This window comes from Kitasatospora sp. NPDC001132, assembly GCF_053598415.1.
This window is the reverse complement of sequence record NZ_JBSFKF010000009.1, coordinates 230,195-256,114: the sequence shown is the minus strand read 5'-3', so window position 1 is coordinate 256,114 and position 25,920 is coordinate 230,195. Positions and strand designations below refer to the sequence as shown.

Here is a 25,920-nt window from a genome sequence, read left to right as displayed (position 1 = left end):
CTCCTCTGTACACCGTGGAGGTGGCCCTGCGCACCCCGGAGGGGCCGGGCCCGCCGGCCGAGGGGTCGGTCAGCCCTCCTGGCCGTAGCGGGCCAGGTAGTCGGCGAAGCGGGCGACGTCGTCGTCGGACCAGTCGGTGAAGCGCGCCGTGAAGGAGAGCCGGCGCTGTTCGTTGGCGTCCCGCAGCAGGGTGAGCCCGGCCTCGGTGGCGCGCAGGATCTGGCCGCGCTGGTCGTCCGGGTCGGTCTCGCGGGCCAGCAGGCCGAGCTTCTCCAGGGCGGTGACCTGACGGCTGACGGTGGACTTGTCGAGCATGAAGTACGCGGCCACGTCGGCTGCCCGGCAGCCGCCGCGCTCGGTGATCAGGTCGAGGATGCTGTAGGTGACCAGGGAGAGGTCGGGGTGCAGTTGGGAGGCCTTGTGCCGGGCGCGGCGGGCGAAGGCGGTCAGCTCGCGCTGGATGGTCTCGATGGACGACTGGCGGCCGGGCACGGCGTTCCTACCTCCTCGATATTTGTTGCACTATACAACAGATTCGCCCGGCGTGACGCGTCGCTCCGGCGCCCGCTGCTCCGGTGCGGCCTGCCAGGCGCGGGCGGCGGCGATCCGGCTGGTCGCACTCGGGTGAGTGGCGAACAGTAGCTCAAGCACCCTCGGCGGGTCGACATCGGAGACGTTCGCCACCGCCAGTCTGCGCTGCATCGCCACGAACTGCTCCACGTCCCCGGTCAGTTCGAGCGCGTGCCGGTCCGCCCTGGCCTCGATCCGGCGGCTCACCGTGCACTGTAGCGGCCCCGACAGCGTGCCCAGCAGCGCCGCGAGCGCCGCCAGCAGCGGCAGCGCCCGGGGGTCCGCCGTGTCCGTCGCCCCGGCGGCGTCCAGCAGCGGCCGCCAAGCGGCGAGCAGACCGAGGACGACCACCGCGACGGCCGCGCCGACCGCGCCCAGCGCGGTGCCCACCGGCACGTCCCGGTGCTTGACGTGCCCCAGCTCGTGCGCGACCACCAGTTCCACCTCGCGCGGCTCGGCGGTGGTCAGCAGCGTGTCGTACGCGACGATCCGACGGGTCGCCCCGAACCCGGAGACGTACGCGTTGAGTGCGGTGGTGCGGCGGGAGGCGTCCGCCACCAGGACGTCCCGCACCCGGACGCCGTCCCGCTCGGCCAGCGCCAGCAGCGCGGCGCGCAGTTCCCCCGGAGGCATCGGGGAGAAGCGGTTGAACACCGGCTCGATCAGCAGCGGGTGGAGGAAGGAGAGCGCGGCCGTCAGCAGCGCCGCCGCACCTGCCGCCGGCAGCCACCAGCGCTGCGGTGACCAGGCGGTCAGCGCGGACAGCCCGAGCGCGAGCGGGAGGACGAGGACGAGGGTGAGCGCGAGGCCGCGCACGGCGTCGAGGGCCCAGCCGGCCCAGCCCTGGGTCACCAGCCCGTACCGGGCCCGGACGGTCCTCGCCCCGGCCCCGAACGGCAGGTGCAGCGCCTGGCCGAGCAGCACCAGGGCCGCCGCTCCGGCCAGCACGCCGGCCGTCCGGGAGCCGCCGAACCAGCCGCCGGTGGTGGTCACCAGGGCCGCGCCGGCCGGGGTGAGGCCGAGCAGCAGGGTCAGCGCCAGGCCCGCCAGCCGCCCGCCCAGCGCCCACGGCAACTGGGCTCGGCGCAGCGCACGGCCCCGGGCGCGCTCGCCGGCGGTGAAGTCCGGGGCCCGGGTCTCCGTGGGCGGGGCCTCGGTGGGTGGGGTGCCGACGGGTGGGGTATTGGCGGCCGGGGTGGTGTCCATGGCGGGGTGTGGCTCTTCCGGTCGGATCGAGGGAGGAACGGTTCGGCGGTACGGCGGTGGTGCGGTGCGGTTCAGCGGTTCAGTGGTTCAGCGCCGTGATGGTACGGCGGTTCGATGCTGCTCCGGCGGTGCCAGCATGGCGCACCCGACCGGTCGGCGCGCACTCCACCGCCCGGCACCCGTCCGAGGACGGGTGCTCACTCCTCGGTGGGCCCGGTGGCGCTGTGAACGCCTGCGCGCAGCAGCTGGTGGCCGAGGTCCACCAGGGCGCGGCCGACCGCGAACTCGTCGCCGACCTCCGGGGCCGGGGCGTCGCGCGGGTTGCGGCGGGAGCGGGCGTCGCTGTGCAGCACGTTGCCGTCGGCGTCCAGTACGGCGTGCACCCGGGTGGTGTCCTCGTCCTCGACCACGTGCAGGCTGAGCTGCCAGTCCTTGGTGCGCACGCGGCCGGGCGCCCCCTGTTCGGCACCGCCGGCCACCGCCGTGCCCTGCGGTGGGGCGACGGCCGTCCCGTCGGCACGGACGATCACCACCGGGCAGGTGCCGTGCACCGCGCAGCGGGTGGACACCGAGCCGAGCAGCGTCCGGGCGAAGGTGCCCCGGCCGCGGCTGCCCAGCACCAGCAGATCGGCCCCGTCGGCCGCCTCCAGCAGCACGTCGGTGGCGTGGCCCAGCACCAGGCTCTCCCGGACCTCCACCGGCCGGTCGGGCCCGAGGATCTCGTCGATCTCGGCACTCAGCGTGCGGCTGGCGGTCTGTTCGAACCCGTCGTCCACCATCGGTGCGAACCACCCGTACAGCGAGGGGTACTCCCAGGCCGCCACGGCGTGCACCGTCGCCCCGGTCAGCACGGCCTGGCCGACCGCCCAGCGCAGGGCCGCCTTCGACGGCGCGGAGCCGTCGATCCCGACCACGATCCGGCGCTCCCGGGCGGGGGAGGGCCGGCCGCCGCCCTCGGCGGAGGGCCGACCGCCGCCCGCGGGGGAGAGTTGGTTGCTGTCCATCACGTCACACCTCCCGGCCTTAGGCGCGGGACCCGCTTCCGCACACCGCGCCGGTCCCCGTGCACCACACTGCCCCCCGTATACCAACACTGCCCCCGCACACCACGCTGCGCGCCCCGCCCGCCCGCGCGCCAGGGACGCGGTGGCCGGGTCGGACGGGGCGATTGGGACGAGAGGGACGGATGGGCCGACGGCGCGGTCCAGTGGCGCCCGTCAGTGTCCGGCCGGGGGTCGGCGGAATACTTTGTGGCCGGAATGTTGCGGGCTCGGGCCCGAGTGATGGTGATTCGGTGGCGTAGGCTGACCGCTCTTGCATCATCCTCGGGGGGATTCACTCATGCGCCGTGCCGCGGCCGCCGTCGCGCTGTTCGTCGGAATGACCGCCGTCGCCGCCTGTGGGCCGGACGACCCCGACCCGGCCCCGGCCTCCGCCGCCCCCGCCCCGCCCACCGCGTCCGCACCGGACGGCTCGCCCTCCGGCACGGCCCCGGGCAAGAGCGCCCCGCCCCGACCCGATGGCACCATCACCGTCGCCTTCGCCGGGGACGTCCACTTCGAGGGCCGCACCGAGGCCCGGCTGGCCGTCCAGGCGCCCGAGCAGGCACTCGGCCCGATCTCCCGCACCCTCGCCGACGCCGACCTGTCCGTCCTCAACCTGGAGACCGCGATCACCGGGCGCGGCGCCCCGGAGCCGAAGACGTACACCTTCCGCACCTCGCCCAAGGCCCTGTCGGTGCTCAAGGACTCGGGCGTCGACGTCGTCTCGATGGCCAACAACCACGCCGTGGACTTCGGCGCCGACGGCCTCACCGACACCCTCGCCGCCAAGGACTCCTCGCCGATCCCCGTGGTCGGCGTCGGGCGCAACGCCAAGGAGGCGTACGCCCCGTACGTCACCACCGTGCGCGGGGTGAAGGTCGCCGTGGTCGCCGCCAGCCAGGTCGAGGACCTCACCAACCAGAAGTGGCGGGCCGGCGCCAACAAGCCGGGCATCGCCTCGGCGCTGGACGTCCCGGCCCTGGTCAAGGCGGTGGAGACGGCCAAGCAGCAGGCCCCGGTGGTGCTCGTCTACCTGCACTGGGGCGACGAGGGCAAGGCCTGCCCGACCGGACCGCAGACCACCATCGCCAAGAAGCTCGCCGCCGCCGGCGCCACCGCCGTGGTCGGCACCCACGCGCACACCATGGTCGGCTCGGGCATGCTCGGCAACACCTACATCGGGTACGGCTTCGGCAACTTCCTGTGGTACGGCACCTCCAACTACGCCAACTCCAACGAGACCGGCGTCACCACCCTCACCCTCACCGCCGACGGCAAGGTGACGGGCGAGGCCTTCACTCCGGCCACCATCGACGACAAGGGCATCCCGGAGCCGGTCACCGGCGCCACCGCCGAGGCCGCCCTCAAGCGCCGCGACGGCCTGCGTGGCTGCACCGGCCTCTCCCCGGCACCCGCTGCCGCTGCCGCTGCCGCGGGCTCGACGGCTCCGCCTGCCACGCCTCCCGGCTCCCCGCCTCCCGCCTCCCCGCCTCCCGGCTCCACGCCTCAAGCAAAGGCTCCTTCGGGTACCGCGAAGGCTTCGACGACCCCCGCCGTCCCGCGCTAGGGTGCCCGCCACGGGGCGGGCACGAAGAGCTGACGATCCGTCATTTCTTCCCGCTGAGCCCCGCTGAGACAGGCGTCGACGCCGCCCTGGCCCTCCGTCGCGACCCGGCCGCCTGCGTCCACAAGCCCTCGGATGCGCTCGCCACCCGGGCCGAGGCCGAGGTCGAAGAACCGTGCAACCGCTGGAGCGCCGTCCGGCAGCGCCACGGCTACCGCCAGCGGACCGTCCGCGCGCCCAACTTCCCGTCTGCGCTTGGCTTCCGCGGCACCAAGCCGATGGAGTCGGCGGGCCTGCCGATCCCCAACCCCTTCCACCGCTTCGCCCTCGCCTCCTGGGGCCGGGCCTCGCCGAGGCCGTCACCGGCGTCGCCCGATGGGCGGCCGCCCACGTCCCCGACCGCCCGCTGACCGCCCACGTCCGCCCGGAAAACCCCTCCTTCCGACGCGCCGCACTGCGCGCGAGCCTGCGCCGTGCGGAGCGCCTGGACGGCGGAGGGGGCGACGGCTGCGCCCTGATCTTCGCGAGCCGCCTGCCGTAGCGGCCCGCGTCGCCGCGCCATCGCCACAGGGCGCCGAGCCCGCTCGACCCGTCCAGGGCTGGGCGGCCTCGGCGTGTCCGGGTGCAGGTTCGGGTGCGGCTCCGAGTGCGGCTCTGGTGTGGGACGTCCGCCGTGGGGGCCTCCGGGGCGAGTTGACGTTCGCACAGGCGCTCGGCGCGGGCGAACTGCTGTGTTAGGTTAGGCTTGCCTAATCTTGCTGGTCGGAGGGATGTCCTGTGCAGCAACAGTCCGAATTCGCCGGTGCCGTCGCGATGGTCACCGGGGCCGGGCAGGGCATCGGCGCGGCCGTGGTGCGGGCGCTGGTGGCCGAGGGGGCCGTCGTCGCGGCGGTGGACCGCAACCCCGAAGGGCTAGAGGCCCTGGTGGCCGAGGTGCCGTCCGCACGCCCGTACGTGCTGGACGTCTCCGACGCCCGGGCGGTGGACGGGACCGTGGAGTCGATCGAGGGCCAACTCGGGCCGATCGGCACGCTGGTGAACGTCGCGGGCATCCTGCGTACCGCCCCGGTCGTCGAACTCGCCGACGGGGACTGGGCGGACACCTTCGCCGTCAACACCACCGGGGTCTTCCACGCGAGCCGCGCGGTCGGCCGGCGGATGGCGGCCCGCGGGCGCGGGGCGATCGTGACCGTCGGGTCCAACGCCGCCGGGGTGCCGCGGGCCGGGATGGCCGCCTACGCGGCGTCCAAGGCGGCGGCCACCATGTTCACCCGCTGCCTGGGGCTGGAACTCGCCCGCTCCGGGGTTCGGTGCAACGTGGTGTCGCCGGGCTCGACCGACACCGAGATGCAGCGCGCGCTGTGGGGCGAGGACGCCGAGGCGGCCGAACGCCGGGTCATCGACGGCGACTTGGGAGCCTGGCGGGTCGGCATTCCGCTCGGGCGGATCGCCGCGCCCGCCGACATCGCCGACGCGGTGGTGTTCCTCGCCTCCGACCGGGCGCGGCACATCACCATGCACGACCTGTACGTCGACGGCGGCGCGACCCTGCGCGCCTGAGCCCGCGCGACTGACGCTGCGTGCCTGACGCTGCGTGCCTGACCCCGCGTGTCTGACCCCGCGTGCCTGACCCCCTGCTTCTGACCCTGCGCGCCTGAGCGGCGCGCCGCCGGCCCTCCTCCTACCTTCCGAAGAACCGTCCCAGACTGGAGAATCCGCCGTGACCACGGTGCACCACGCCCCTGCCGGGCCGATATCCGTCGGGCCCGACGCCCCGGCGACCGCCCTCGCCGCGGTCCCGGATCACGCCGTCATCGGAGCGGCCAGCGGACTGCTCGGCCAGTACCGGGCCGGCTCCGACGAGGCGTTCTTCGCCTCGCCGACCCGAACCCTGCTCGGCTCCGGCGTGCATGCCCGGGTTCCGCAGGACGGGCGGCCGCTGCCGGTGAGGGTCGCCGAGACGCTCGCCGAGGCGGCTCGGGCCGGGGTCGAATGGCCGCTGGTGGTCGGCGCGGTGGCGTTCGACCGGGACAGTCGGGTCGAACTCGCCGTCCCCGCCCGGGTCCGCACCGCCGGCGCGCTGCGCGACGACCCGCTGATCGCCCTGCCCGCTCCGCCGGCCGAGCGGATCGACTGGCGGATCCACCCGGTGCCCGCGCCGGAGGCGTACGGCGCGGGCGTCGCGGCGGCCGTCGAGCGGCTGCGCGGCGGGGAGTTGAGCAAGGTGGTGCTGGCCCGCACGCTGGAGCTGAGCGCCGCCGAGCCGCTCGACCTGCCCGCCGTCCTGCAACGGCTGGCCCGGCGCGACCCCGGCGGTCACACCTTCGCCGTCCCCTCCGGCGGCGGCCGCACCCTGATCGGCGCCAGCCCCGAACTCCTGCTCTCCCGGCGGGGAACGGCCGTGCTGGCCAACCCGCTGGCCGGCTCGGTGCCGCGCGGCGAGGACCTCGGCGAGGACGTCCGGCGCGCCGCCGCGCTGCTGGAGTCGCCCAAGGACCTGCACGAGCACGCCGTCGTGGTGGACGCCATCCGCGAGGCGCTGGCTCCGTACTGCCGCACCCTGGAGGTGCCCGAACGGCCCACCCTGGTACGGACGGCGGCGATGTGGCACCTGGCCACCACCATCCGAGGCGAGCTGGCCGACCCCGCGGTCTCCGCCCTGGAGCTGGCCTGCGCGCTGCACCCCACCCCGGCGGTCTGCGGCACGCCGACGGACGTGGCACGCCGGGTGATCGGCGAGGTCGAGCCCTTCGACCGCGGCCTCTACACCGGCATGGTCGGCTGGGAGGACGCGACCGGTGACGGCGAGTGGGTGGTCACCATCCGCTGCGCCGAGGCGGAGGAGCGGACGCTGCGGGTGTACGCCGGCGCCGGCGTGGTCGAGCAGTCCCGGCCGGAGGCCGAACTCGCCGAGACCAGCGCCAAGTTCCGCACCTTCCTGGATGCCGCGGGGGTGGCCCGGTGACGCCGCTGGACGGGTTCACCCCGTATCCCGCCGAGTTCGCCGAGCGCTACCGGGCCGCCGGGTACTGGCGCGGCGAGACCTTCGGCCGGATGCTGCGCGAGCGCGCCGCCACGCACGGCGAGCGGACCGCCGTCGTCGACCCGGGTGGCCACGCGGTGGCGGCGACGGAGCGGCGCTGGACGTACGCCGAACTCGACCGCCGGGCCGACCGGATGGCCGCCGGACTGCGCGCCCGGGGCATCCATTCCGGGGACCGCGTGGTGGTCCAACTGCCCAACGTCGCCGAGTTCTTCGAGGTCGTCTTCGCACTCTTCCGGATCGGCGCGCTGCCGGTCTTCGCGCTGCCCGCCCACCGGTACGCCGAGATCGGGTACTTCTGCTCCTTCACCGAGGCGGCCGCGTACGTGGTGCCGACCGTCGAGGGCGGCTTCGACTACCGCGAACTCGCCGGCCGGGTACGGGCGGAGAACCCTGCGCTTCGGCTGGTGCTGGTGGCCGGCGATGACCCGGGGGAGCACGTTCGGCTCGCGGACGTGCCCTGCGACCTGCCCGACCCGGAGGCCCGCGACGGGGAGGCCTGTGACCCGACGGCCTGTGACCAGACGATCTCCGGCGGGGAGCCCGAACCCGGGGACGTCGCGTTCCTCCAGCTCTCCGGCGGCAGTACCGGCGTGCCGAAGCTGATCCCGCGCACCCACGACGACTACATCTACTCGCTGCGCGGCTCGGTCGAGCTGTGCGGGCAGGACCAGGACAGCGTGTACCTGTGCGTGCTGCCCGCCGCCCACAACTTCCCGCTCAGCTCGCCGGGTTCGCTCGGAACGCTGTACGCCGGCGGCCGGGTGGTGCTCTGCCCGCAGCCCGGCCCGGAGACGGCCTTCCCGCTGATCCAGCGCGAGGGCGTGACCATCACCGGGCTGGTGCCGCCGCTCGCGCTGCTCTGGTTGGACGCCGCCGAGCGCGGCGCCACCGGGTACGAGAGCCTGGAGGTGCTGCTGGTCGGTGGCGCCAAGTTCAGCGAGGAGGCGGCCCGGCGGGTGCGGCCGGTGCTGGGTTGCACGCTCCAGCAGGTGTTCGGGATGGCCGAGGGACTGGTCAACTACACCCGGCTGGACGACCCGGAGGAGCTGATCACCACCACCCAGGGCCGGCCGATCTCGCCCGACGACGAGGTCAGGGTGGTCGACGACCAGGACCGCGACCTGCCCGACGGCGTCACCGGCCACCTGCTCACGCGCGGCCCGTACACCATCCGCGGCTACTGGAACGCGCCCGAGCACAATGCCGCCTCCTTCACCTCGGACGGCTTCTACCGCACCGGGGACCTGGTCCGCCGCACCCCGACCGGCCACCTGGTGGTCGAGGGGCGGGCCAAGGACCAGATCAACCGGGGCGGCGAGAAGGTCGCCGCCGAGGAGATCGAGAACCACCTGCTCGCCCACCCCGCGGTGCACGACGCCGCGGTGGTGTCGATGCCCGACCCGTACTTGGGCGAGCGCACCTGCGCGTACCTGGTGCTGCACGCCGAGCACCGTGAACAGCCGCCGAGGAGCTTCGAGTTGAAGCGGTTCGTGCGCGAGCGCGGGCTCGCCGAGTTCAAGGTGCCGGACCGGGTCGAGTTCGTCGAGGCCTTCCCGGCCACCGGGATCGGGAAGGTCAGCAAGAAGGACCTGCGCGCCGCGATCGCGGCCTCGGTGACCGGCCGCTGACCGACCGCCGACCGCCGGCTGTCTCCCTCCCCGCACGTCATCTCGCCTTCCGTCCAGTTAAGGAACACCACCGTGGGCCTGCCACGCATTCCCTCCTATCCCATGCCCGCCGCCGAGGAGCTGCCCGCCAACCGGGTCGCCTGGGCAGTGGACCCGGCGCGCGCCGTCCTGCTGGTGCACGACCTGCAGAACCACTTCCTGGACGCCTTCGACGCCGAGGCCGCTCCGGTGCCTGAACTCCTCGGCAATGTCGCGGCGTTGGCCGAGGCGGCGCGCGCCGCCGGCGTCCCCGTCGTGTACTCGGCGCAGCTCGGCGGGCAGAGCCCGGCCGAGCGCGGGCTGCAGCAGGACTTCTGGGGGCCGGGCGTCCCGGACGACCCGCGGGCCACCGCGATCGCCGAGGCCGTCGCCGCGGCACCCGGCGACACCGTGCTCACCAAGTGGAAGTACAGCGCCTTCGTGCGCACCGAGTTGGAGCAGCTGCTGTGCGAGCAGGGGCGGGACCAGCTGGTGATCACCGGCGTGTACGCGCACATCGGGGTGCAGGCCACCGCCTGCGACGCCTGGATGCGGGACGTCCAGGCCTTCGTGGTGGCCGACGCCGTCGCCGACTTCGGCCCGGCGGAGCACCGCGGCGCGCTGACCTGGGTGGCCGGGCGTTGCGGGATGGTCACCACGGCGGAGGCGGTGCTCGGGACGCTGGGGTCGGCCGCGGGGTCGGTTGTGGGGTCGGTTGTGGAGCCGGCCGCCTCGAACCTCGAGGGCGAGTACGGGACTTCGGAGCTCGAAGGGGTGGGTGGAAAGTGACGGGCATGGGCTTCACGGTGGAGCGGATCCGGGCCGAGGTCGCCGACCTGCTCGGCGAGGAGCCGGCGGAGATCCCGTTGGACGAGAACCTGGTCGACTGGGGGCTGGACTCCATCCGGCTGATGACGCTCGCCGCGCGCTGGCAGCAGGAAGGCGCCGACGTGGCGTTCGTCCGGCTCGCGGAACGCCCGGCGATCGAGGCCTGGGCCGAGCTGCTGGGCGCGGCGTGATGGCGGCGGGGGTGGACGAGGCGGTCCGGGACGTGGCCGGTGGGGCCGTGGTCTGTGGGGCCGTGGCTCGTGGAGCCGTGCCGCCCACGGCGCCCGGGCTGCCTCCGCTGCCCCGCCGTACGGTGAGGTACCCGGCGACGACGGTGGTGGGGCCGGTCGAGGCGCAGGCGGCCCGGACGCCGGATGCGCCGGCGCTGGTGCTCGCGGACGGGGAGACCGTCAGCTACCGGGAGTTGAACGCCTCGGCCAACCGGCTGGCGCGCGCCCTGGCCGCCCGCGGGGCCCGCCCGGGCGCGGTGGTCGGCCTGGCGGGGTTCCGCCGCCCGGCGGAGCTGCTCACGGCGCTGCTGGCGGTGGCGAAGTCGGGCGCGGCGTACCTGCCGCTGGACCCGACGGACGCGCCCGGGCGGCGGGAACGGCTGCTCGCGGAGAACGTGCCGGTCTGTGTGCTGGGGGAGGGGGTCGCGAGGGCGGTGACCGGGCTGGAGACGGACCACGAGCTGCCCACCGACCCGCCCCGGGCGCTGACCCCGCAGCACCTGCTCTGCGTCGGCTACGGTCCGGGCGGGCGCCCGACCGCCGTCCGGCTGACCCATGCCGAGGCGGACCGCCGGGTCCGGGACCTCCAGGCGGCCCACCCACTCGGGCCGGGCGACCGGGTGCTGCAGCTGGGCCTGCCGCTCTGGGAGTACCTGTGGCCGCTGCGGACGGGCGCCGCCGTGGTGCTCGTCGACCCGGGGCAGGAGGGCGAGGTCGGGGCGCTGGTGCGGGCGCTGGGGGTCACGGCGGTGCGGGTGGCGCCGGGAGCGCTGCTGGGCGGGTGAGGACGGGTGACGACTTTCAGCGAACAGAAGTCAGCGAACAGAAGTCGGCGAACAGATTTCAGCGAACAGATTTCGTCATCTGTTCGCTGAAAGTCGTCGGCTGTCACCCGTCGGTCAGCGCGGCTCGACCGCCGCCGCCCGCACCGCCAGGTCCGCCGCCGTCCACGCCATCCCCACCGCGCCGTCCAGCACCGCCCGCTCCGCCTCCGCGCCCAGCGCCGCCTCGGCGAACGCCGCCTCGTGCGGGGCGCAGGTGCGGCCGGTGATGTCCAGCACCGGGTGGATCGACGGCACCGCGTGCGACACGTTCCCCATGTCCGTGCGGGCGAACGGCCCGCTCTCGACCGGCTCCGGCCGACCGAGAGCCGCCGCGTTGGCCCGCCACAGCGCCAGCAGCCGGGGGTCGGAGCGCATGTCCAGGTAGTCCGGCTCGGGCCGGGTCAACTCCACCTCGCAGCCGGCGGCGAGCGCCCCGGCCCGGAAGCAGTCCTCGACCCGGGAGCGAAGCTCGGCGAGGTCCTCGGCCGCCGAGGCGCGGATCTCGTACTCGGCGCTCGCGCTGTCCGGAATCAGGTTCGGCGCCGTCCCGGCCGCCGTGGTGATGCCGTGCACCCGCCACTGCGGCGGGAGTTGCTGGCGCAGCAGCCCGATCGCGACCTGGGCGACGGTGAGCGCGTCGGCGGCGTTGCGTCCCCGGTGGGGGTCGAGGCTCGGGTGGGCGGCGCGCCCGGTGTAGCGGACGGACAGCGTGCCGAGCGCGAAGGACCGGAAGTCGGCGACCTCGACGGGGCACGGGTGGACCATCATCGCCGCGTCCACCCCGTCGAACGCCCCGGCCTCCAGCAGCAGCGCCTTTCCGGCCCCGCGTTCCTCGGCCGGTGCGCCGATCACCCGTACCGTGAGCCCGAGTCGGTCCGCGAACGGTGCGAGCCCGAGTGCCGCGCCCAGGCCGGCGGCGGCGATCAGGTTGTGGCCGCAGGCGTGGCCGAGGTCGGGCAGCGCGTCGTACTCGCAGACCAGCGCGACGGTGACCGGCCCGCTGCCGAGGCGCGCGTCGAACGCGGTGGCCAGGCCGTGGGCGGGCGCGGTGACCGAGTAGCCGTGCGCGCGCAGTAGTTCGGAGCACCATGCGGCCGCCAGGTGCTCCTCGAAGGCGGTCTCGGGGTGGGAGTGGATGCGGCGGCTGAGCGCGAGCAGTTCGGCCCTGTGGCCGTGGACGCGGTCGCGCACGGCCTGCTTGGCCTCGGCGAGAAGGCCGGTCGAGAGATCAGCCGAGGGTGCGGTCGGCGGCTCGGTCGGGGGCATGGGTGGCGTCTCCGGGTTGTCAGGGGCCCGGCCCTGTGGGGCCGTTGACCAGATCATGTGAAGTTAGATTAGGCTAACCTAAGTAAGGCGTTCCGGATCCCCGAGGAGCTCTCCACCCCATGCCTGCCGTCGAAACCCAGATCGCCGACCGCCAGACCGCCGACATCCCGCTGCTCGCCGCCCAGTCGGCCATCTGGTACGCCCAGGCCCTCGACCCCGCGAGCCCGGTCTACAACACCGGCGACGCCGTCGAGATCACCGGCCCGCTCGACGAGGACCGGTTCGAACAGGCGCTGCGGCAGGCGGTGGAGGAGGCGCAGGCGCTGAGCGCCGTCGTCGTGACCGGTCCGGACGGCACGCCCCGCCAGCGGCTGCGTCCCGGCCGACGCTGGCCGCTGCACCGCCTCGACCTGCGGGCCGCCGCCGACCCGGCCGCCGAGGCCGAGACCTGGATGCGCGCCGACCTCGCCCGCCCGGCCGACCTCGCCGAGGGCCCGCTGTTCGCCCACGCGCTCATCCGGCTCGCCGAGGGCCGTCGGCTCTGGTACCGCCGGATCCACCACCTCGCCGTCGACGCCTACGCGTTGACCCTCCTCGGCGAGCGGGTCTCCGCCCTCTACACCGCCTGCACGACCGGAGTCGAACCCGCTCCGAACCCCTTCGCCGGACTCGCCGCGACCGCCGCCGAGGAGGCCGCCTACCGGGAGAGCGCGGAGTACGAGGCCGACCGTGCCCACTGGTCCGCCCGGATGGCCGACGCCGACACCCCGGCCACCCTCCCCAGCGCCCCCGAACCCGCCACCCCCGAACCCGCCACCGACAACGCCGCCACCGCCACCCTCGAACCCGCCACCGACAACACCAGCGCCGGCAACGCCCCCGCCGAAACGATCCGCCTCACCGCCGACCTGCCCCCCGGCACCCGCGACCGCCTGCAGCGTGCCGCCGACGCCGTCCGCGCCACCTGGGCCGAACTGGTCCTCGCCGCCACCGCCGGCTACCTGCACCGCCTGACCGGCACCCGGGACGTCGTCCTCGGCCTGCCACTCGCCAACCGCCGCGGCCCGGCCGCCCTGCGCACCCCCGTCGCCACCGCCAACGTGCTCCCGCTGCGCCTCGCCGTCCACCCCGCCGACAGCGCCGAGGCCCTGCTGCGCGCCGTGGTCCGCGAGCTGCGCGCCGTCCGCCGCCACCAGCGCTACCCGCTGGAGGAACTGCGCCGCGACCTCGGCCGCACCGGCGACCGTCGCGCCCTGTTCGGCCCGATGGTCAACATCAAGGCCTTCGAGAGCGACCTCGACCTGGCGGGCCTGCCCGGCACCGTCCGCAATCTCGCCGCGGGCCCGGTCGACGATCTCGCCGTGAACGTCTCACCCGGCCCGGACGGCGCGCTGCGCCTGGTCATCGACGCCGACCCGGTCCGCTACGGCCTCGCCTCCCTCGCCGCTCACCGCGACGGCCTGCTGCGCTACCTCGACGCCCTCGCCGACCTCCTGCTCATCGACCCGCGGACGCCGATCGCCCGGATCGACCTGCTCGACCCCGACGGCCTGCGCCGCGCCACCGAAGGCCGCACCGAGCCCCCCGTCGAGCGGACCGTGCCCGAGCTGTTCGCCGCCCAGGCCGCCCGCACCCCGGACGCCGTCGCCGTCCGCTGCGGCTCAGCGGCCCTGACGTACAAGCAACTCGACCGCGCCGCCGACCGTCTCGCGCACCGCCTGACGGCCCTCGGAGTCCGGGCCGGCGCACCGGTCGCGATCGCCCTGCCGCGTGGTACCGACACCCTGGTCGCGATGCTCGCCGTCCTCAAGGCGGGCGGCGCCTGCGTCTCCCTCGACCTCGCCCACCCGGCGCAACGCCTGGCCGCCGTACTGGCCGACGCCCGCCCGGTCTGCGCCATCGGCACCGCCGAGGCCCTCGCCGGGCTCGACCTGCCCGCCGACCTGCCCACCGTCCAGCCGGGGGAGGCGGACCCCGAGCCCGCCGAGGCCCCGCCCGCACCCCGACTCCACGACCCCGCCTACGTGTTGCACACCTCGGGATCCACCGGCCGCCCCAAGGGCGTGGTGGTCACCCACGCCTCGTTGGCCAACCTGCACGCCGGCCTCGGTGAGGACCACATCGCCCCCGCCGTGCGCCGCGCCGGCCGCGACCGGCTGCGCGTCGCCCACAGCGCCTCGTTCGCCTTCGACGCGTCATGGGACCCGGTGCTCTGGATGGTCCACGGCCACGAGCTCCACCTGCTGGACGACGCCACCTACCGCGACCCGGCCGCGCTCGCCGCCCAGCTCGACCGCGAGCGCATCGACTACCTCGACCTCACCCCCTCCTACCTCGAAGTCCTGCTCGCCGAAGGCATCCTGGACGAGGGCCGGCACCGCCCGTCCGTCCTCGTGGTCGGCGGCGAGGCCACCCCGCCCGCCCTCTGGCAGCGCCTGGCCGCCGTCCCAGGCCTGCACCCGGTCGACCTCTACGGCCCGACCGAGACCACCGTCGACGCCTACGCCTGGACCCCGGGCCCGGACGGCGCCCCGCGCGGCCGGGTGGTGCGCGGCTCCCGCGCCTACGTCCTGGACGGTTCGCTGCGCCCCGCGCCCGACGGCGTCACCGGCGAGCTGTACGTGGCAGGCGCCTGCCTGGCCCGCGGCTACCTCGGCCGCCCCGACCTCACCGCCGAACGCTTCGTCGCCGACCCGTTCGGCCCGCCCGGCGGCCGGATGTACCGCACCGGCGACCTCGCCCGCCGCCGCCCCGACGGCACCCTGGAGTTCCTCGGCCGGGCCGACGACCAGGTGAAGATCCGCGGCTTCCGGATCGAGCCCGGCGAGATCGCCGCCGTCCTCGCCGAACTGCCCGGCGTCGCCCAGGCCGTGGTGATCGCCCGCCCCGGTCCGCAGGGCAAGCGCCTGCTCGGCTACGCCGTCCCGGAGAGTGGCAGCACGCCCGACCCGGACGGGCTGCGCGCCGCACTCGCCGCCCGGCTGCCCGCGCACTTGGTCCCGGCGGCCGTGCTGCTGCTGGACGAACTTCCGCGCACCTCCCACGACAAGCTCGACCACCGCGCCCTGCCCGAGCCGACCGCCGTCGCCGAGGGCGCCGCTGCGGCCACGCCCCGGGAGGAGCTGGTCTGCGGGCTGTTCGCCGACGTCCTCGGCCTGCCGCAGGCGCCGGGCCGGGACGCCTCCTTCTTCGACCTCGGCGGCCACTCGCTGCTCGCCGGGCGCCTGGCCGCCCGACTGCGCGACACCTTCGCCACCCCGGTCGGGTTCGCCGACGTGTTCCGGCAGCCGACCCCGGCCGGCCTCGCCGCGCTGCTCGCGGAGGCGTCCGGCAGGGGCGCGGAGACCGAGCGCGGACCCGGCCCCGTTCCGGTGCCGCGCACCGACCGGATGCCGCTCTCGCCCGCCCAGCGCGGCCTCTGGTTCCTGCACCGCCTCGAAGGCCCCAGCCCGACCTACAACATCCCGCTGGCGCTCACCCTCACCGGCCCGCTCGACCGGCACGCCCTCACCCTCGCCCTCGGCGACCTCGTCGCCCGGCACGAAGTCCTGCGCACCGTCTACGGGGAGGAGCCGGACGGCACGCCGTACCAGCGCATCCTTCCCTCCTGCCCGGTCGAACTGCACGAGGGGACAGGCGAGTTGGCCGCGGCCGTCCGGTACGCCTTCGATCTGTCCGCCGAACCTCCGCTGCGCGCCACGCTGTTCGCCGGGGTCGCCGCACCGGTCGGACCCTCCCCGTCCGCCGGGGTCGCCGCACCGGTCGGACCCTCCCCGTCCGCCGGCGGCCCGGAGCGGCACACCCTGCTCCTGCTGCTGCACCACATCGCCGGCGACGGCGCCTCCACCACCCCGCTGCTGCGCGACCTGGCCGCCGCCTACACCGCCAGGACCGCCGGGCGCGAACCCGAACTCCCGTCGCTCACAGTCCAGTTCGCCGACCATGCGGTCTGGCAGCGCGAGCGGCTCGGCACCGCCGACGCGCCCAGCCCGCTCGCCGTCCGGCAGGCGGAGCACTGGCGCGCCGCGCTCGCCGGGCTGCCCGACCAGCTGCAGCTGCCCCTCGACCGCCCCCGCCCGGCCGTCGCGGGCCACCAGGGCGCCACCGTGCCCTTCGCGCTCGGCGCCGAGGCGCACGCCGCCCTGGCCGGGCTCGCCAGGGCCGCCGACAGCACCGTCTTCATGGCCGTCCAGGCCGGGCTCGCGGCCCTGCTCACCCGGCACGGCGCCGGCACCGACATCCCGGTCGGCACCCCGGTGGCCGGCCGCGAGGACGAGGAGACCGCCGCGCTGGTCGGCTACTTCGTCAACTCGGTGGTGCTGCGCACCGACACGTCCGGCGACCCCACCTTCCGCGAGCTGCTGGCCCGGGTCCGCGCCGCCGTGCTCGCCGCGCACGAGCACGCCGACCTGCCCTTCGGCCGACTGGTCGAGGAGCTCAACCCGGCCCGCTCGCTCGCCCGCCACCCGCTGTTCCAGGTGATGCTCGCCTGGCAGAGCCGCCCGGACGAGCGGATCGACCTGGGCGGCGGCCTCACCGCCGAGGTCGCCGCCATCCCCAGCGGCACCGCCAAGTTCGACCTCACCCTCAATGCCGGCGAACTGCCCGGTGGCGGCATCGGCGGCTTCCTGGAGTACCGCACCGACCTCTTCGACGCCGCCACCGTGGCCGCCCTCGGCGAGCGCCTGGCCAGACTGCTCACCGCCGCCGCGAGCGCCCCCGACACCCCGATCGGCCGGCTGCCGCTGATCAGCGAGCAGGAGCGGCAGCGCGCCCTGGTCGATTGGAACGGCACCCCCGTCGCCTCGACGAGGCGGAGTGTGACCCTGCCCGAACTGTTCGAGGCGGCAGCGGCGGCCAACCCGCGGGCCATCGCGGTCAGTTACCAGGACGAGCAACTCGACTACACCGAACTCGGCGCCCGCGCCGACCGGCTGGCCCGGCTGCTGGCCGCCGAGGGCATCGGCCCCGGCACCATCGTCGCGCTCGCCCTGCCACGCTCGCTCGAACTCGTCGTCGCCCTGCTGGCGGTGGCCAAGTCCGGCGCCGCGTACCTGCCGCTCGACCCCGACTACCCGGCCGACCGGCTCGCCTACATGCTGGCCGACGCCGCCCCCGCCGCGCTGCTCACCGACCGTGCCACGGCGCCCCGGCTGCCCGCCCACGAGGCGCGCCGACTCCTGGTCGACGGGCCGGAGCCCGACCGCCAACCGGCCGTCCCGCTGGCCCAGCACGAGCGCACCCGCCCGCTGCGCGCCGAGGACACCGCGTACGTCATCTACACCTCCGGCTCCACCGGCCGCCCCAAGGGCGTGCCCGTCACCCACCACAACGTGGTCCGGCTGTTCGACGCCACCGATCACTGGTTCGGCTTCGGCGCCGAGGACGTGTGGACGCTGTTCCACTCCTACGCCTTCGACTTCTCGGTCTGGGAGCTGTGGGGCGCCCTGTTGCACGGCGGCCGGCTGGTCGTCGTCCCGCACCTGGTCAGCCGCGACCCGGCGGCCTTCCTGGAGCTGCTCGCCCGCGAGCGGGTCACCGTGCTCAACCAGACGCCGTCCGCCTTCTACCAGCTCAGCGCCGCCGACCGGGACCGCCCCGGCAGCGAACTCGCCCTGCGCTACGTGGTGTTCGGCGGCGAGGCGCTCGAACTCGCCCGGCTGGACGACTGGTACGACCGGCACGCCGAGGACGCGCCCACGCTGGTCAACATGTACGGCATCACCGAGACCACCGTGCACGTCTCGTACGTCGCCCTCGACCGGGCGAGCGCCGCCGCCGGAAGCAGCAGCACCATCGGCGTCAACATCCCCGACCTGCGGGTCTACGTCCTCGACCAGCACCTCCAGCCCGTCCCGCCCGGCGTCACCGGCGAGATGTACGTGGCCGGGGCGGGCCTGGCCCGCGGCTACCTGGGCCGCCCCGAGCTGACCGCCACCCGCTTCGTCGCCGACCCGTACGCCGGGCTGTTCGGCGAGCACGGCACCCGGATGTACCGCTCCGGGGACCTCGCCCGCCGCCGCGCCGACGGCGTGCTGGAGTACTTCGGCCGCGCCGACCAGCAGGTCAAGCTGCGCGGCTTCCGGATCGAACTCGGCGAGATCGAGGCCGTGTTGGCCGCTCACCCCACCGTCGCCGACGCCGCGGTGGTGGTCCGGGAGGACGTGCCGGGGGACAAGCGACTGGTCGGCTACGCGGTGGCCGCCGGTGCCAACCCGGACGGGCCGTCACACACCGCGGTGCCGGAGGAGCTGCGCGCCCACACCGCCGCCGAACTGCCCGCCCACATGGTGCCCTCCGCCGTCGTCCTGCTCGACCGCCTCCCGCTCACCGCCAACGGCAAGCTCGACCGCCGCGCCCTGCCCGCCCCCGAGGCCCCCGCCGCGGGCGCCGGCCGCCCGCCGCGCACCCCGCGCGAGCAGCAGCTGTGCGAACTGTTCGCCGAGGTCCTGGGACTGGCCTCGGTCGGCGTCGAGGACGACTTCTTCGCGCTCGGCGGGCACTCGCTGCTGGTCGTCCGGCTCGCCGGGCGGATCCGCGAGGTGCTCGGGCTGGAGGTCGGCATCGGCGCCCTGTTCCAGGCGTCCACCGTGGCCGCCCTGGACGCCGCCCTCGCGGCGGGCGCGCCGGACGCCGACGCCCTGGACGTGCTGCTCCCGCTGCGGCCCGCCGCCCCCGGCCGGCAGCGCCCGCTGTTCGCCGTCCACCCGGCCGGCGGCCTCAGCTGGTGCTACACCGGCCTGATCCGCAACCTGCCCGGCGAGGTGCCGATCTACGGCCTCCAGGCCCAGGGCGTCGGCGCGGCCACCGCCACCCGGCCGCTGCCCGGCACCCTGGAGGAGTTGGCCGCGCACTACGCCGAGCGGCTGCGCGAGGTCCAGCCCTCAGGGCCGTACCGGCTGCTCGGCTGGTCCACCGGCGGGATCATCGCGCACGCACTGGCCGTACGGCTGCAAGAGCTCGGCCAGGACGTCGAGTTGCTGGCGATCCTGGACGCCTACCCCGCCGAGGGCTTCCGCGAACTGCCCGTCCCCGACCAGGCCGAGGCGCTGGAGGCGCTGCTCACCATGGGCGGCTTCGGACCGGAGGACCTGGACGGCCGCCCGCTCGAACTCGGTGCCGTCACCGAGCTGTTGCGTCGCGAGGGCAGCCCGCTCGCCGGGCTGGACGAGGCCACCGTGGCGGCGCTGAACGGGATCTACCTCAACACCGACCACCTGGTGCGCGGCTACGACCACCGCCGCTTCGACGGCGACGTGCTGTTCTTCCGCGCCACCGTCGACACCATTGACGACACCCTGGTGCCCGAACTCTGGGAGCCGTACGTGTCCGGCCGGATCGCCAACACCGACGTGGCCTGCTCCCACAAGGACATGACCCTGCCCGCCCCGATCGCGCACATCGCGAGTGTGATCGCCCACCACCTCGCCCACCTCCCGAAGGCGACCGACGATGGAGAAGACCACCGATGAGTGACGCCCCCGCCAACCCCTTCGACGCCGACGGCGAGTTCCTCGCGCTCGTCAACTCCGAGGGACAGCAATCCCTGTGGCCCGCCTTCGCCGCCGTCCCGGCCGGCTGGGACATCGCCCACGGCCCGTGCGAGCGAGCGGCCGCCCTGGAGTGGATCACCGCCAACTGGACCTCCCTGTGACCCCTCCGGCAGTCCAGGCCCCGGCGCGCCCCCTGCTCGCGGGGCGTGCCGCGGTCGTGGTCGTCTACACGGCCGCGATGTGCATGAACGGCCTGGACTCGACCATCGTCAACCCGGCGCTGTTCAGCATCGCCGAGGACTTCGGACGGCCGGTCTCGGCGGCCAACGCCGTGGAGACGGCCTTCCTGGTCGGCCTCGCCCTCGGCCTGCCGGCGGCCGGCTGGCTGGGCGACCGGTACGGCGTCAAGCGGGTCTTCCTCGGCTCCCTCGCCGCCTTCACCCTCGCCTGCGCGCTCTGCGCGGCGGCCCCCGGCCTGGGCGCGCTCTCGGCCGCGCGGGCCGTCCAGGGCGTGGCCGGCGGGCTGCTCACACCGGTCGGGATGACCCTGCTGTTCCGGGCCTTCGCCCCGCACGAGCGGGCCGGCCTGGGTCGCATCCTGATCGTCCCGACCGCGCTGATGCCCGCCCTCGGGCCACCGCTCGGCGGCTTCCTCACCGAACACCTGTCCTGGCACTCGCTGTTCCTGGTCAATGTGCCGATCGGGGCGGCGGCCGTGGTCATCGGCCTGACCGGCCTGCGCGGCGCGGAGGAGGAGCCCCCGGCCGGCCGCTTCGACACCACCGGCTTCCTGCTCGCCACCCCCGGCCTCGGCCTGCTCACCTACGCCCTCGGCTTCGGCCCGGCGCACGGCTGGACCTCCCCGGGCGTGGCCCTCGGCGGGCTGCTCGGACTGGCCCTGCTCGGCGCCGCCGTACGGCACCAACTGCGCACCGCCGAAGCGCTGGTGGACATTCGGCTGCTGGCCGACCGCACCTTCGGCGCGGCGAGCTGGCTCGCCCTGCTGACCTCGGCCGGGCTGATGGGCGCACTGTTCGTGCTGCCGCTGCTCTACCAGGCGGCGCGCGGCGCCTCGGCCCTGGACGCCGGGCTGAGCGTCTTCCCGGAGGCGATCGGCCTGATGGCCGCCTCGCAGGTGGTGGACCGCCTGCTGCCCCGCCTCGGCCCCCGCCGACTCGCCCTGCCCGGGCTGCTGCTGGCGGCGCTCGTCCTCGCCGCGCTCGGCTTCGCCGAGAACCCCTGGGCCGTAAGGGCGTTGATGTTCGGCGTCGGCCTGATCCTGGGCACAGCGGTGCTCACCGTCCAGATCGCCGGCTTCGCCGACGTCCCGCCGCCCGCGATGGGTCGCGCGATGAGCCTGTTCACCATCCTGCGCACCCTCGGCGGCGCGCTCGGCATCGCGGCCACCGCCGCGCTGCTCGGCGCGCTCGGCGACGCCACGGGCGCCGGCCCCTACCGCCTCGCCCTCCTGCTCACCGCCGCCCTGGTCGCCGCCGGCGCCCTCCTGGCCCTCCGCCTCCCGGCCGGAGCTCCGGGCCCGCCGCCGGAGGACTGAGCCCTCAGCCGGTGGTCCGCCCGGACGCGCGCTGCGGCCGGGCGGACAGCCACCACACCGCGCCCAGCAGCAGCGCGCCCGGGGCGATCCCGGCGACCGCGCCGACGACGGCCGTCGGGGCGCCGCGGAGGGCCAGCACCAGTCCGCCGACCCAGCACAGTGCCATCGCGGCGCCGAGGACGCGCAGCGCGGGCCGCCGCAGGAGGGCGGCGAGGTCGAAGGTGCGGCCCGCCGGCTCCTCCCGGCCGCCCCAGCGCTTCCCGACCCCGATGACTCCGAGGAACGCGGCCACCGAGAGCACCCGCACCGGCACCTCGAAGGCCAGCGGCAGGGCTCCCGCGCCGGCTTGGAGGAATACCAGCCCGATACCGGCTCCGACGGACCGGGTGGTTCGTTCAGTCGACATGGGGGCAAGTCTGGTGGCTGGTCTGATCGTTCGACAAGCCGTGTCCCTCGGCCTCGGCCAGCACCTCGGCCACCCCGTGCCACGGCCGGTACCCCAGCACGGCCGAGGCCCGCTCGGACACGTAGACGCGGTCGACGGAGGAGGGCAGGTCCCATCCGAGCCGCCCGAACCCGGTCGCCGCCGCGGGCAGCCGCTCCGCGACCAGGGCCGCCGGATCCCGGTGCACCTCGCGGCCCGACCCCCGCAGCAGCCGAACCACCACGGACCCCACCAACCCGGCCGACCCCGTCACCACCACGTGCCCCACGCGCCCCACCCCTCCGTACGCCTAGATCCGCCGAGCCTACGGCGCGACCCGCGGGACCGCGCCGTAGGCTCGGAGCCGTACCGTGCCCGGGGCTTCTCCCCTATCGGGACCGACCGGCCCCGGGCGTGGCGAGGCGGGCGAAGCAGACGAAGTCGGCCCAGGATTCCGTGGTGAAGGTGAGTTGGGGGCCGGTCTTGTCCTTGGAGTCGCGGACGTGGATGATGCCCGGGGTGCGGGCGACCTCCACGCAAGCGTCACCCTCACTCCCGCTGTGACTGGACCTGAACCAGACCAACTCGCGATTCACTGATCCTCCACCAGCTTGTTGATGAACCCGGCCGCCTGCTCCGGCGTGAGAGCCTGTCGGAGGATCCTTTAATGGCGTTGGCTCAGGAGCTGTACCTTGTCGACGTCCGAGTACAGCCGCCCGCCAGCTTGGCCCTCTTCATAGGCGATCCGCTTGTGTTCGGGCAAGTCGAGGAGAATGAGCTGTCCTTCCAGGCCAGGGTGGAAACCCTCCGACGGAACGACCTGGATGACGACGTTGCGTTGCGTGGCGACCGTCAGTCCGAAATCATCCCTCCGGGTGACCCCAGCAGGTGCGCCAGCCCGTCCGCCAACCCGCCGCGCCAGCAGGCGTAGTCGTGGCCGCCGTTGAACTCGCGGTAGGCGAGGTCGTAGCCGCGGGCCGTGAGGACGTCGCGCAGGTGGCGGTTCTGGGCGAGGAGCATCCACTCCTGGAGGCCGACCTCGACCCAGAAGCGGGCCGGGCGCCGCTCCTCGGCGGCGAAGCGGCGGGTCAACCACTCGCTGCCGGCGTCGAACTCGGTCTCGTCCGGCCACCAGAAGGACCCGGACTGGCAGAGCGCGTTGCCGAAGTGCTCCGGGCGGCGGTAGGCCGCGTAGGCGGCGGTGAGGCCGCCCGCGCTCTGGCCGGCGATCACGGTGGCCGAGGGATCGGTGGTCGCGCCGAACTCCGCCCCGGCCCAGGGCAACAGGCGGTCGGCGAGGAGGTCGACGAAGGCCGGGTTGCAGCTCAGGTCGTCCGGCCGCTTCGGGCCCATGGTGTGGACGAGCAGGGCGACGGTCGGCGGGATGGCGCCGTCCGCCGTCAGGTTGTCGAGGGTGTCGCCGACGGACAGCACCTCGCCCCACATCTCGCCGTCCAGCAGCACCGCGATCGGGTACGGGCCGCCGTCCGCGCGGTGCCCCGCTGGCAGGTGGACGTCCACCCGCCGCCCGGCCTGCGTGCGGGCGAGCGTGCGCCCGCGCGGCACGCCCTCACGCCGGCGCACGTACGGCTGCGCGGGCGCGGCGGGCAGGCTGAGCACCGAGGACGGGTGGCGGCCGTCGCGGGCGGGCAGCCGGGGCTCGGTGTCGTGCGGGTCGGGGCGGGCGTGGTCGAGGACGCGCAACCAGTCGGGGCGGGTGGTGCCGGGGGCCTCGCCCCGGAACGGGTACAGCTGGTAGGAGGCGCGGTGGTCCGCGCGCAGCCGGTAGGTGATCGACCACGCCCCGTCCCTCTGGCGTTCCATCAGGTGTGGTGTCAGGTCGCCGGCGTGGCGGTCCTTGTCGGTGACGGTGTGCAGCAGGGCGAGCACGCCGTCGCAGTCCCCGCCCCGGTGGGTGAAGGTGACCAGGCGGTAGGCCGGGTCGGCGGGGTCGGGCGCGATCAGCGGGGAGCGGGTTTCCACGGTGGGGCCTCCAGGAGTGGTCACGCGGGGCTGCCCTTGCGGCCGAGCAGCACCCAGAGCAGGACGGGGCCGCCGAGGACGGTGGTGACGATGCCGACGGGGATCTCCACCCCTGCGAACAGCACCCGCCCCAGCGTGTCCGCGAGCACGACGAGCAGGGCGCCGGTCAGAGCGGAGCCGAGCACCGGCACCCGCGCGGGCCCGGCCAGCCGCCCGGCGATCACCGGCGCGGCCAGCGCCACGAAGCCGACCGGCCCGCAGACGCCGACCGCAAGCCCGGCCAGCGCGACGGACAGCAGCAGGCAGGCGAGCCGGACCCGGCCCGGGTCGACGCCGAGTGCGGAGGCGACGCTGTCGTCGAACCGCAGCACCGCCAGCCGACGGGCCGCCACCAGCGCGATCGGCACCAGCGCCGCCAGCCCGATCAGCGCGGGCGTGGCGACGGCGAGGTCCCGCCCGTTGAGGCTGCCGTTGGTCCAGATGTACAGTGAGCTCGCCGAGTTGAGCGAGCGCCGGGCCATCGCGACCTGGATGACGGCCGAGGCCAGCGCGGACATGGCGAGCCCGACCGCCAGGACCCGGTAGCCGCGCGCGCCGAGCCCGCCGGAGGCCAGGGTGACGACCAGGACGGCGACCAGTGCGCCGAGCGGTCCGGCCCACCAGGCGCCGAAGGTGCCCGCGGTGCCGGCGGAGATCAGCACGGCGGCCGTCGCGCCGTCGTTGACGCCGAGGAGTTCGGGGGTGGCCAGGCGGTTGCGGGCGAGGGTCTGGGTGAGGCAGCCGGCCAGGCCGAGGGCGGCCCCGGCGGCGAGCCCGGCGACGATCCGGCCGAGCCGGAACTTCTGCACCAGCAGCACGTCCAGCCGGTCGCCGTGGCCGAACACGGCCCGGAAGGTACGGGCGAGGTCGAGTTCGCTCTGCCCGGCGTGCGCCGAGACCACCACGGCGGCCAGCAGCGCGGCGGCCAAGCCGAGCGAGGCCAGCAGGGCCCGGTGCGGCAGCAGCAGTGACCAGGTGCCGTACCGCAGCGCCAAGTCCGGCTTGGGCGCGGCAGCTTCGCCCCGGCGAGCGGCGGCCGGCGCGGACTCGGCGGGGTCGGCCATGGACAGCGCGGCGGAGCGCCGCGAGCGGACGATCGCGATCAGGGTCGGGGCGCCGATCAGTGCGACGATCACCGACACCGGCGCCTCGAAGGGCCGGGCCACCACCCGGGCGAGCACGTCCGCGCCGGTCAGCACGGCGGCGCCGAACAGCGCGGCGAGCAGGGTGAGCCGCCCGACCCGGGGGCCGGCGACGGCGCGGGCGAGGAAGCCGGAGAGCAGTCCGAGGAAGGCGACCGGCCCGGCCAGTGCGACCGCGGAGGCGGTCAGCAGGGTGACGGCGACGGCGACGGCGGCCCGGATGGCGCCGGGCCGGTGGCCGAGGCCGCGGGCGAGGTCGTCGCCGAGGGCGAGTGCGGTCAGCGGCCGGGTGGTGAGGGCGGCGAGCAGGAACCCGGCGCCGAGCACCGGGGCGAGCTGGCGCAGCGTCGTCCAGCCCTCCACCCCGGCCAGCGAGCCGAGCACCCATACCCGGTACCGCTCGTACGCCTCAGGGGAGTTGACGATCAGCACGTCGGTGAGCCCGCGGAAGACCGCCGCGACGGCGGAGCCGGCGAGCACCAGCCGCATCGGCGAGCCGCCGCCCCGGGTGCTGGCGACCAGCAGCACCACGGTGCTGGCGAGCACCGCGCCGCCGAAGGCGAAGGCGAGGTAGCCGAAGGAGGTCTGCACGCCGAGCACGGCGATGCCGAGCACGACGCCCAGCGAGGCGCCGGCGTTGACGCCGAGCAGCCCGGTCTCGGCCAGCGGGTTGCGGGTGACGGACTGCAGCTGCGCCCCGGCGACGCCGAGCGCGGCGCCGACCAGTAGGGCGGTGAGGGTGCGCGGCAGTCGAAGGTCGCCGACGACCAGGGCGAGCCGGCCGTCGGCGCGGGCGCCGTCGCGGTTCAGCAGGTAGTCCAGCACCCGGCCGGGGCCGACCCCGCCGGCGCCGACCGACAGCGAGAGCGCGGCCAGGGCGAGCAGCAGCACCACCACCGCTGTGACGGCCGGCCAGGTGGGGCGGGGGCCCTCCGTGCGCTGCCCGGACTGCCCGGACTGTCGGGGCCGCCCGGGCCGTCGGGGCTTCGGCGCGGTGGCGGGGGGCGCCGGGGGCGCCGGGGGCGCCGGGTGGACGCCGACTTGCGACAATGTCATAAGGT

General features: G+C 75.3%; 20 protein-coding genes. 10 read left to right on the top strand and 10 right to left on the bottom strand.

The genetic code is table 11. From position 1 onward, the window contains the following. Positions 1–69: 69 nt before the first annotated feature. The 3 genes from ACWDBE_RS15635 to ACWDBE_RS15625 form a co-directional block, all read right to left on the bottom strand. On the bottom strand, positions 70–492 hold the full coding sequence (locus ACWDBE_RS15635) for a MarR family winged helix-turn-helix transcriptional regulator (protein WP_392872236.1): 423 nt from the start codon (positions 490–492) through the stop codon (positions 70–72). Between the two features lie 30 nt (positions 493–522). Next, complete coding sequence (locus ACWDBE_RS15630; protein WP_449808272.1) at positions 523–1,776, bottom strand: M48 family metalloprotease; 1,254 nt, start codon at positions 1,774–1,776, stop codon at positions 523–525. 197 nt (positions 1,777–1,973) lie between these two features. Beyond that, complete coding sequence (locus ACWDBE_RS15625; protein ID WP_449808271.1) at positions 1,974–2,780, bottom strand: universal stress protein; 807 nt, start codon at positions 2,778–2,780, stop codon at positions 1,974–1,976. Between the two features lie 337 nt (positions 2,781–3,117). Here ACWDBE_RS15625 and ACWDBE_RS15620 point away from each other — a divergent pair, with 337 nt between their 5' ends. The 7 genes from ACWDBE_RS15620 to ACWDBE_RS15590 all read left to right on the top strand — a co-directional run bounded on the left by ACWDBE_RS15620 (position 3,118) and on the right by ACWDBE_RS15590 (position 10,918). Beyond that, the gene (locus ACWDBE_RS15620; RefSeq protein ID WP_449808270.1) at positions 3,118–4,386 is read left to right on the top strand and encodes a CapA family protein; all 1,269 of its coding nucleotides are present in this window, start codon (positions 3,118–3,120) and stop codon (positions 4,384–4,386) included. Between the two features lie 774 nt (positions 4,387–5,160). Next, complete coding sequence (locus ACWDBE_RS15615; RefSeq protein ID WP_449808269.1) at positions 5,161–5,943, top strand: 2,3-dihydro-2,3-dihydroxybenzoate dehydrogenase; 783 nt, start codon at positions 5,161–5,163, stop codon at positions 5,941–5,943. Positions 5,944–6,136: 193 nt separating this feature from the next. Beyond that, positions 6,137–7,348 carry an isochorismate synthase DhbC gene (gene dhbC / locus ACWDBE_RS15610; RefSeq protein ID WP_449808303.1) on the top strand — a complete coding sequence of 404 codons (1,212 nt, stop codon included), beginning with the start codon at positions 6,137–6,139 and terminating at the stop codon, positions 7,346–7,348. Then, complete coding sequence (locus tag ACWDBE_RS15605; protein ID WP_449808268.1) at positions 7,345–9,057, top strand: (2,3-dihydroxybenzoyl)adenylate synthase; 1,713 nt, start codon at positions 7,345–7,347, stop codon at positions 9,055–9,057. The genes dhbC and ACWDBE_RS15605 overlap by 4 nt, the downstream gene beginning before the upstream one ends. A gap of 72 nt (positions 9,058–9,129) precedes the next feature. Then, positions 9,130–9,864, top strand: a complete 735-nt coding sequence (locus ACWDBE_RS15600; RefSeq protein ID WP_449788579.1) for an isochorismatase family protein — start codon at positions 9,130–9,132, stop codon at positions 9,862–9,864. A 5-nt stretch (positions 9,865–9,869) separates the two neighbouring features. Then, the gene (locus ACWDBE_RS15595; protein WP_449788578.1) at positions 9,870–10,094 is read left to right on the top strand and encodes a phosphopantetheine-binding protein; all 225 of its coding nucleotides are present in this window, start codon (positions 9,870–9,872) and stop codon (positions 10,092–10,094) included. 77 nt (positions 10,095–10,171) lie between these two features. Continuing rightward, complete coding sequence (locus ACWDBE_RS15590) at positions 10,172–10,918, top strand: AMP-binding protein (protein WP_449808267.1); 747 nt, start codon at positions 10,172–10,174, stop codon at positions 10,916–10,918. A gap of 114 nt (positions 10,919–11,032) precedes the next feature. Here the strand turns inward: ACWDBE_RS15590 and ACWDBE_RS15585 are convergent, their stop codons facing one another. Next, positions 11,033–12,223 carry an amidohydrolase gene (locus tag ACWDBE_RS15585; RefSeq protein WP_449788576.1) on the bottom strand — a complete coding sequence of 397 codons (1,191 nt, stop codon included), beginning with the start codon at positions 12,221–12,223 and terminating at the stop codon, positions 11,033–11,035. A gap of 119 nt (positions 12,224–12,342) precedes the next feature. Here ACWDBE_RS15585 and ACWDBE_RS15580 point away from each other — a divergent pair, with 119 nt between their 5' ends. The 3 genes from ACWDBE_RS15580 to ACWDBE_RS15570 are packed head-to-tail and all read left to right on the top strand — an operon-like array spanning position 12,343 to position 21,271. Beyond that, positions 12,343–19,695 carry an amino acid adenylation domain-containing protein gene (locus ACWDBE_RS15580; protein ID WP_449808266.1) on the top strand — a complete coding sequence of 2,451 codons (7,353 nt, stop codon included), beginning with the start codon at positions 12,343–12,345 and terminating at the stop codon, positions 19,693–19,695. Further along, entirely contained in the window at positions 19,692–19,877 is a 186-nt protein-coding gene (locus ACWDBE_RS15575; protein ID WP_449788574.1) for an MbtH family protein, read from the top strand. The genes ACWDBE_RS15580 and ACWDBE_RS15575 overlap by 4 nt, the downstream gene beginning before the upstream one ends. Then, entirely contained in the window at positions 19,874–21,271 is a 1,398-nt protein-coding gene (locus tag ACWDBE_RS15570; RefSeq protein WP_449808265.1) for a DHA2 family efflux MFS transporter permease subunit, read from the top strand. Before ACWDBE_RS15575 ends, ACWDBE_RS15570 begins: the two co-directional genes overlap by 4 nt. Before the next feature lie 4 nt (positions 21,272–21,275). Here the strand turns inward: ACWDBE_RS15570 and ACWDBE_RS15565 are convergent, their stop codons facing one another. From ACWDBE_RS15565 to fhuB, 6 genes are all read right to left on the bottom strand, one after another. Further along, on the bottom strand, positions 21,276–21,677 hold the full coding sequence (locus ACWDBE_RS15565; RefSeq protein WP_449788572.1) for a hypothetical protein: 402 nt from the start codon (positions 21,675–21,677) through the stop codon (positions 21,276–21,278). Beyond that, positions 21,667–21,939, bottom strand: a complete 273-nt coding sequence (locus ACWDBE_RS15560) for a hypothetical protein (protein ID WP_449808264.1) — start codon at positions 21,937–21,939, stop codon at positions 21,667–21,669. Before ACWDBE_RS15560 ends, ACWDBE_RS15565 begins: the two co-directional genes overlap by 11 nt. Before the next feature lie 145 nt (positions 21,940–22,084). After that, complete coding sequence (locus tag ACWDBE_RS15555; protein ID WP_449788570.1) at positions 22,085–22,291, bottom strand: DUF397 domain-containing protein; 207 nt, start codon at positions 22,289–22,291, stop codon at positions 22,085–22,087. Positions 22,292–22,359: 68 nt separating this feature from the next. Further along, entirely contained in the window at positions 22,360–22,521 is a 162-nt protein-coding gene (locus tag ACWDBE_RS15550; protein ID WP_449788700.1) for a Scr1 family TA system antitoxin-like transcriptional regulator, read from the bottom strand. A gap of 26 nt (positions 22,522–22,547) precedes the next feature. Continuing rightward, positions 22,548–23,678 (bottom strand): enterochelin esterase, encoded by a 1,131-nt coding sequence (gene fes, locus ACWDBE_RS15545; protein ID WP_449808263.1) that lies wholly within the window; start codon positions 23,676–23,678, stop codon positions 22,548–22,550. Between the two features lie 20 nt (positions 23,679–23,698). After that, positions 23,699–25,915 (bottom strand): Fe(3+)-hydroxamate ABC transporter permease FhuB, encoded by a 2,217-nt coding sequence (gene fhuB, locus ACWDBE_RS15540; RefSeq protein ID WP_449808262.1) that lies wholly within the window; start codon positions 25,913–25,915, stop codon positions 23,699–23,701. Positions 25,916–25,920 lie beyond the last annotated feature (5 nt).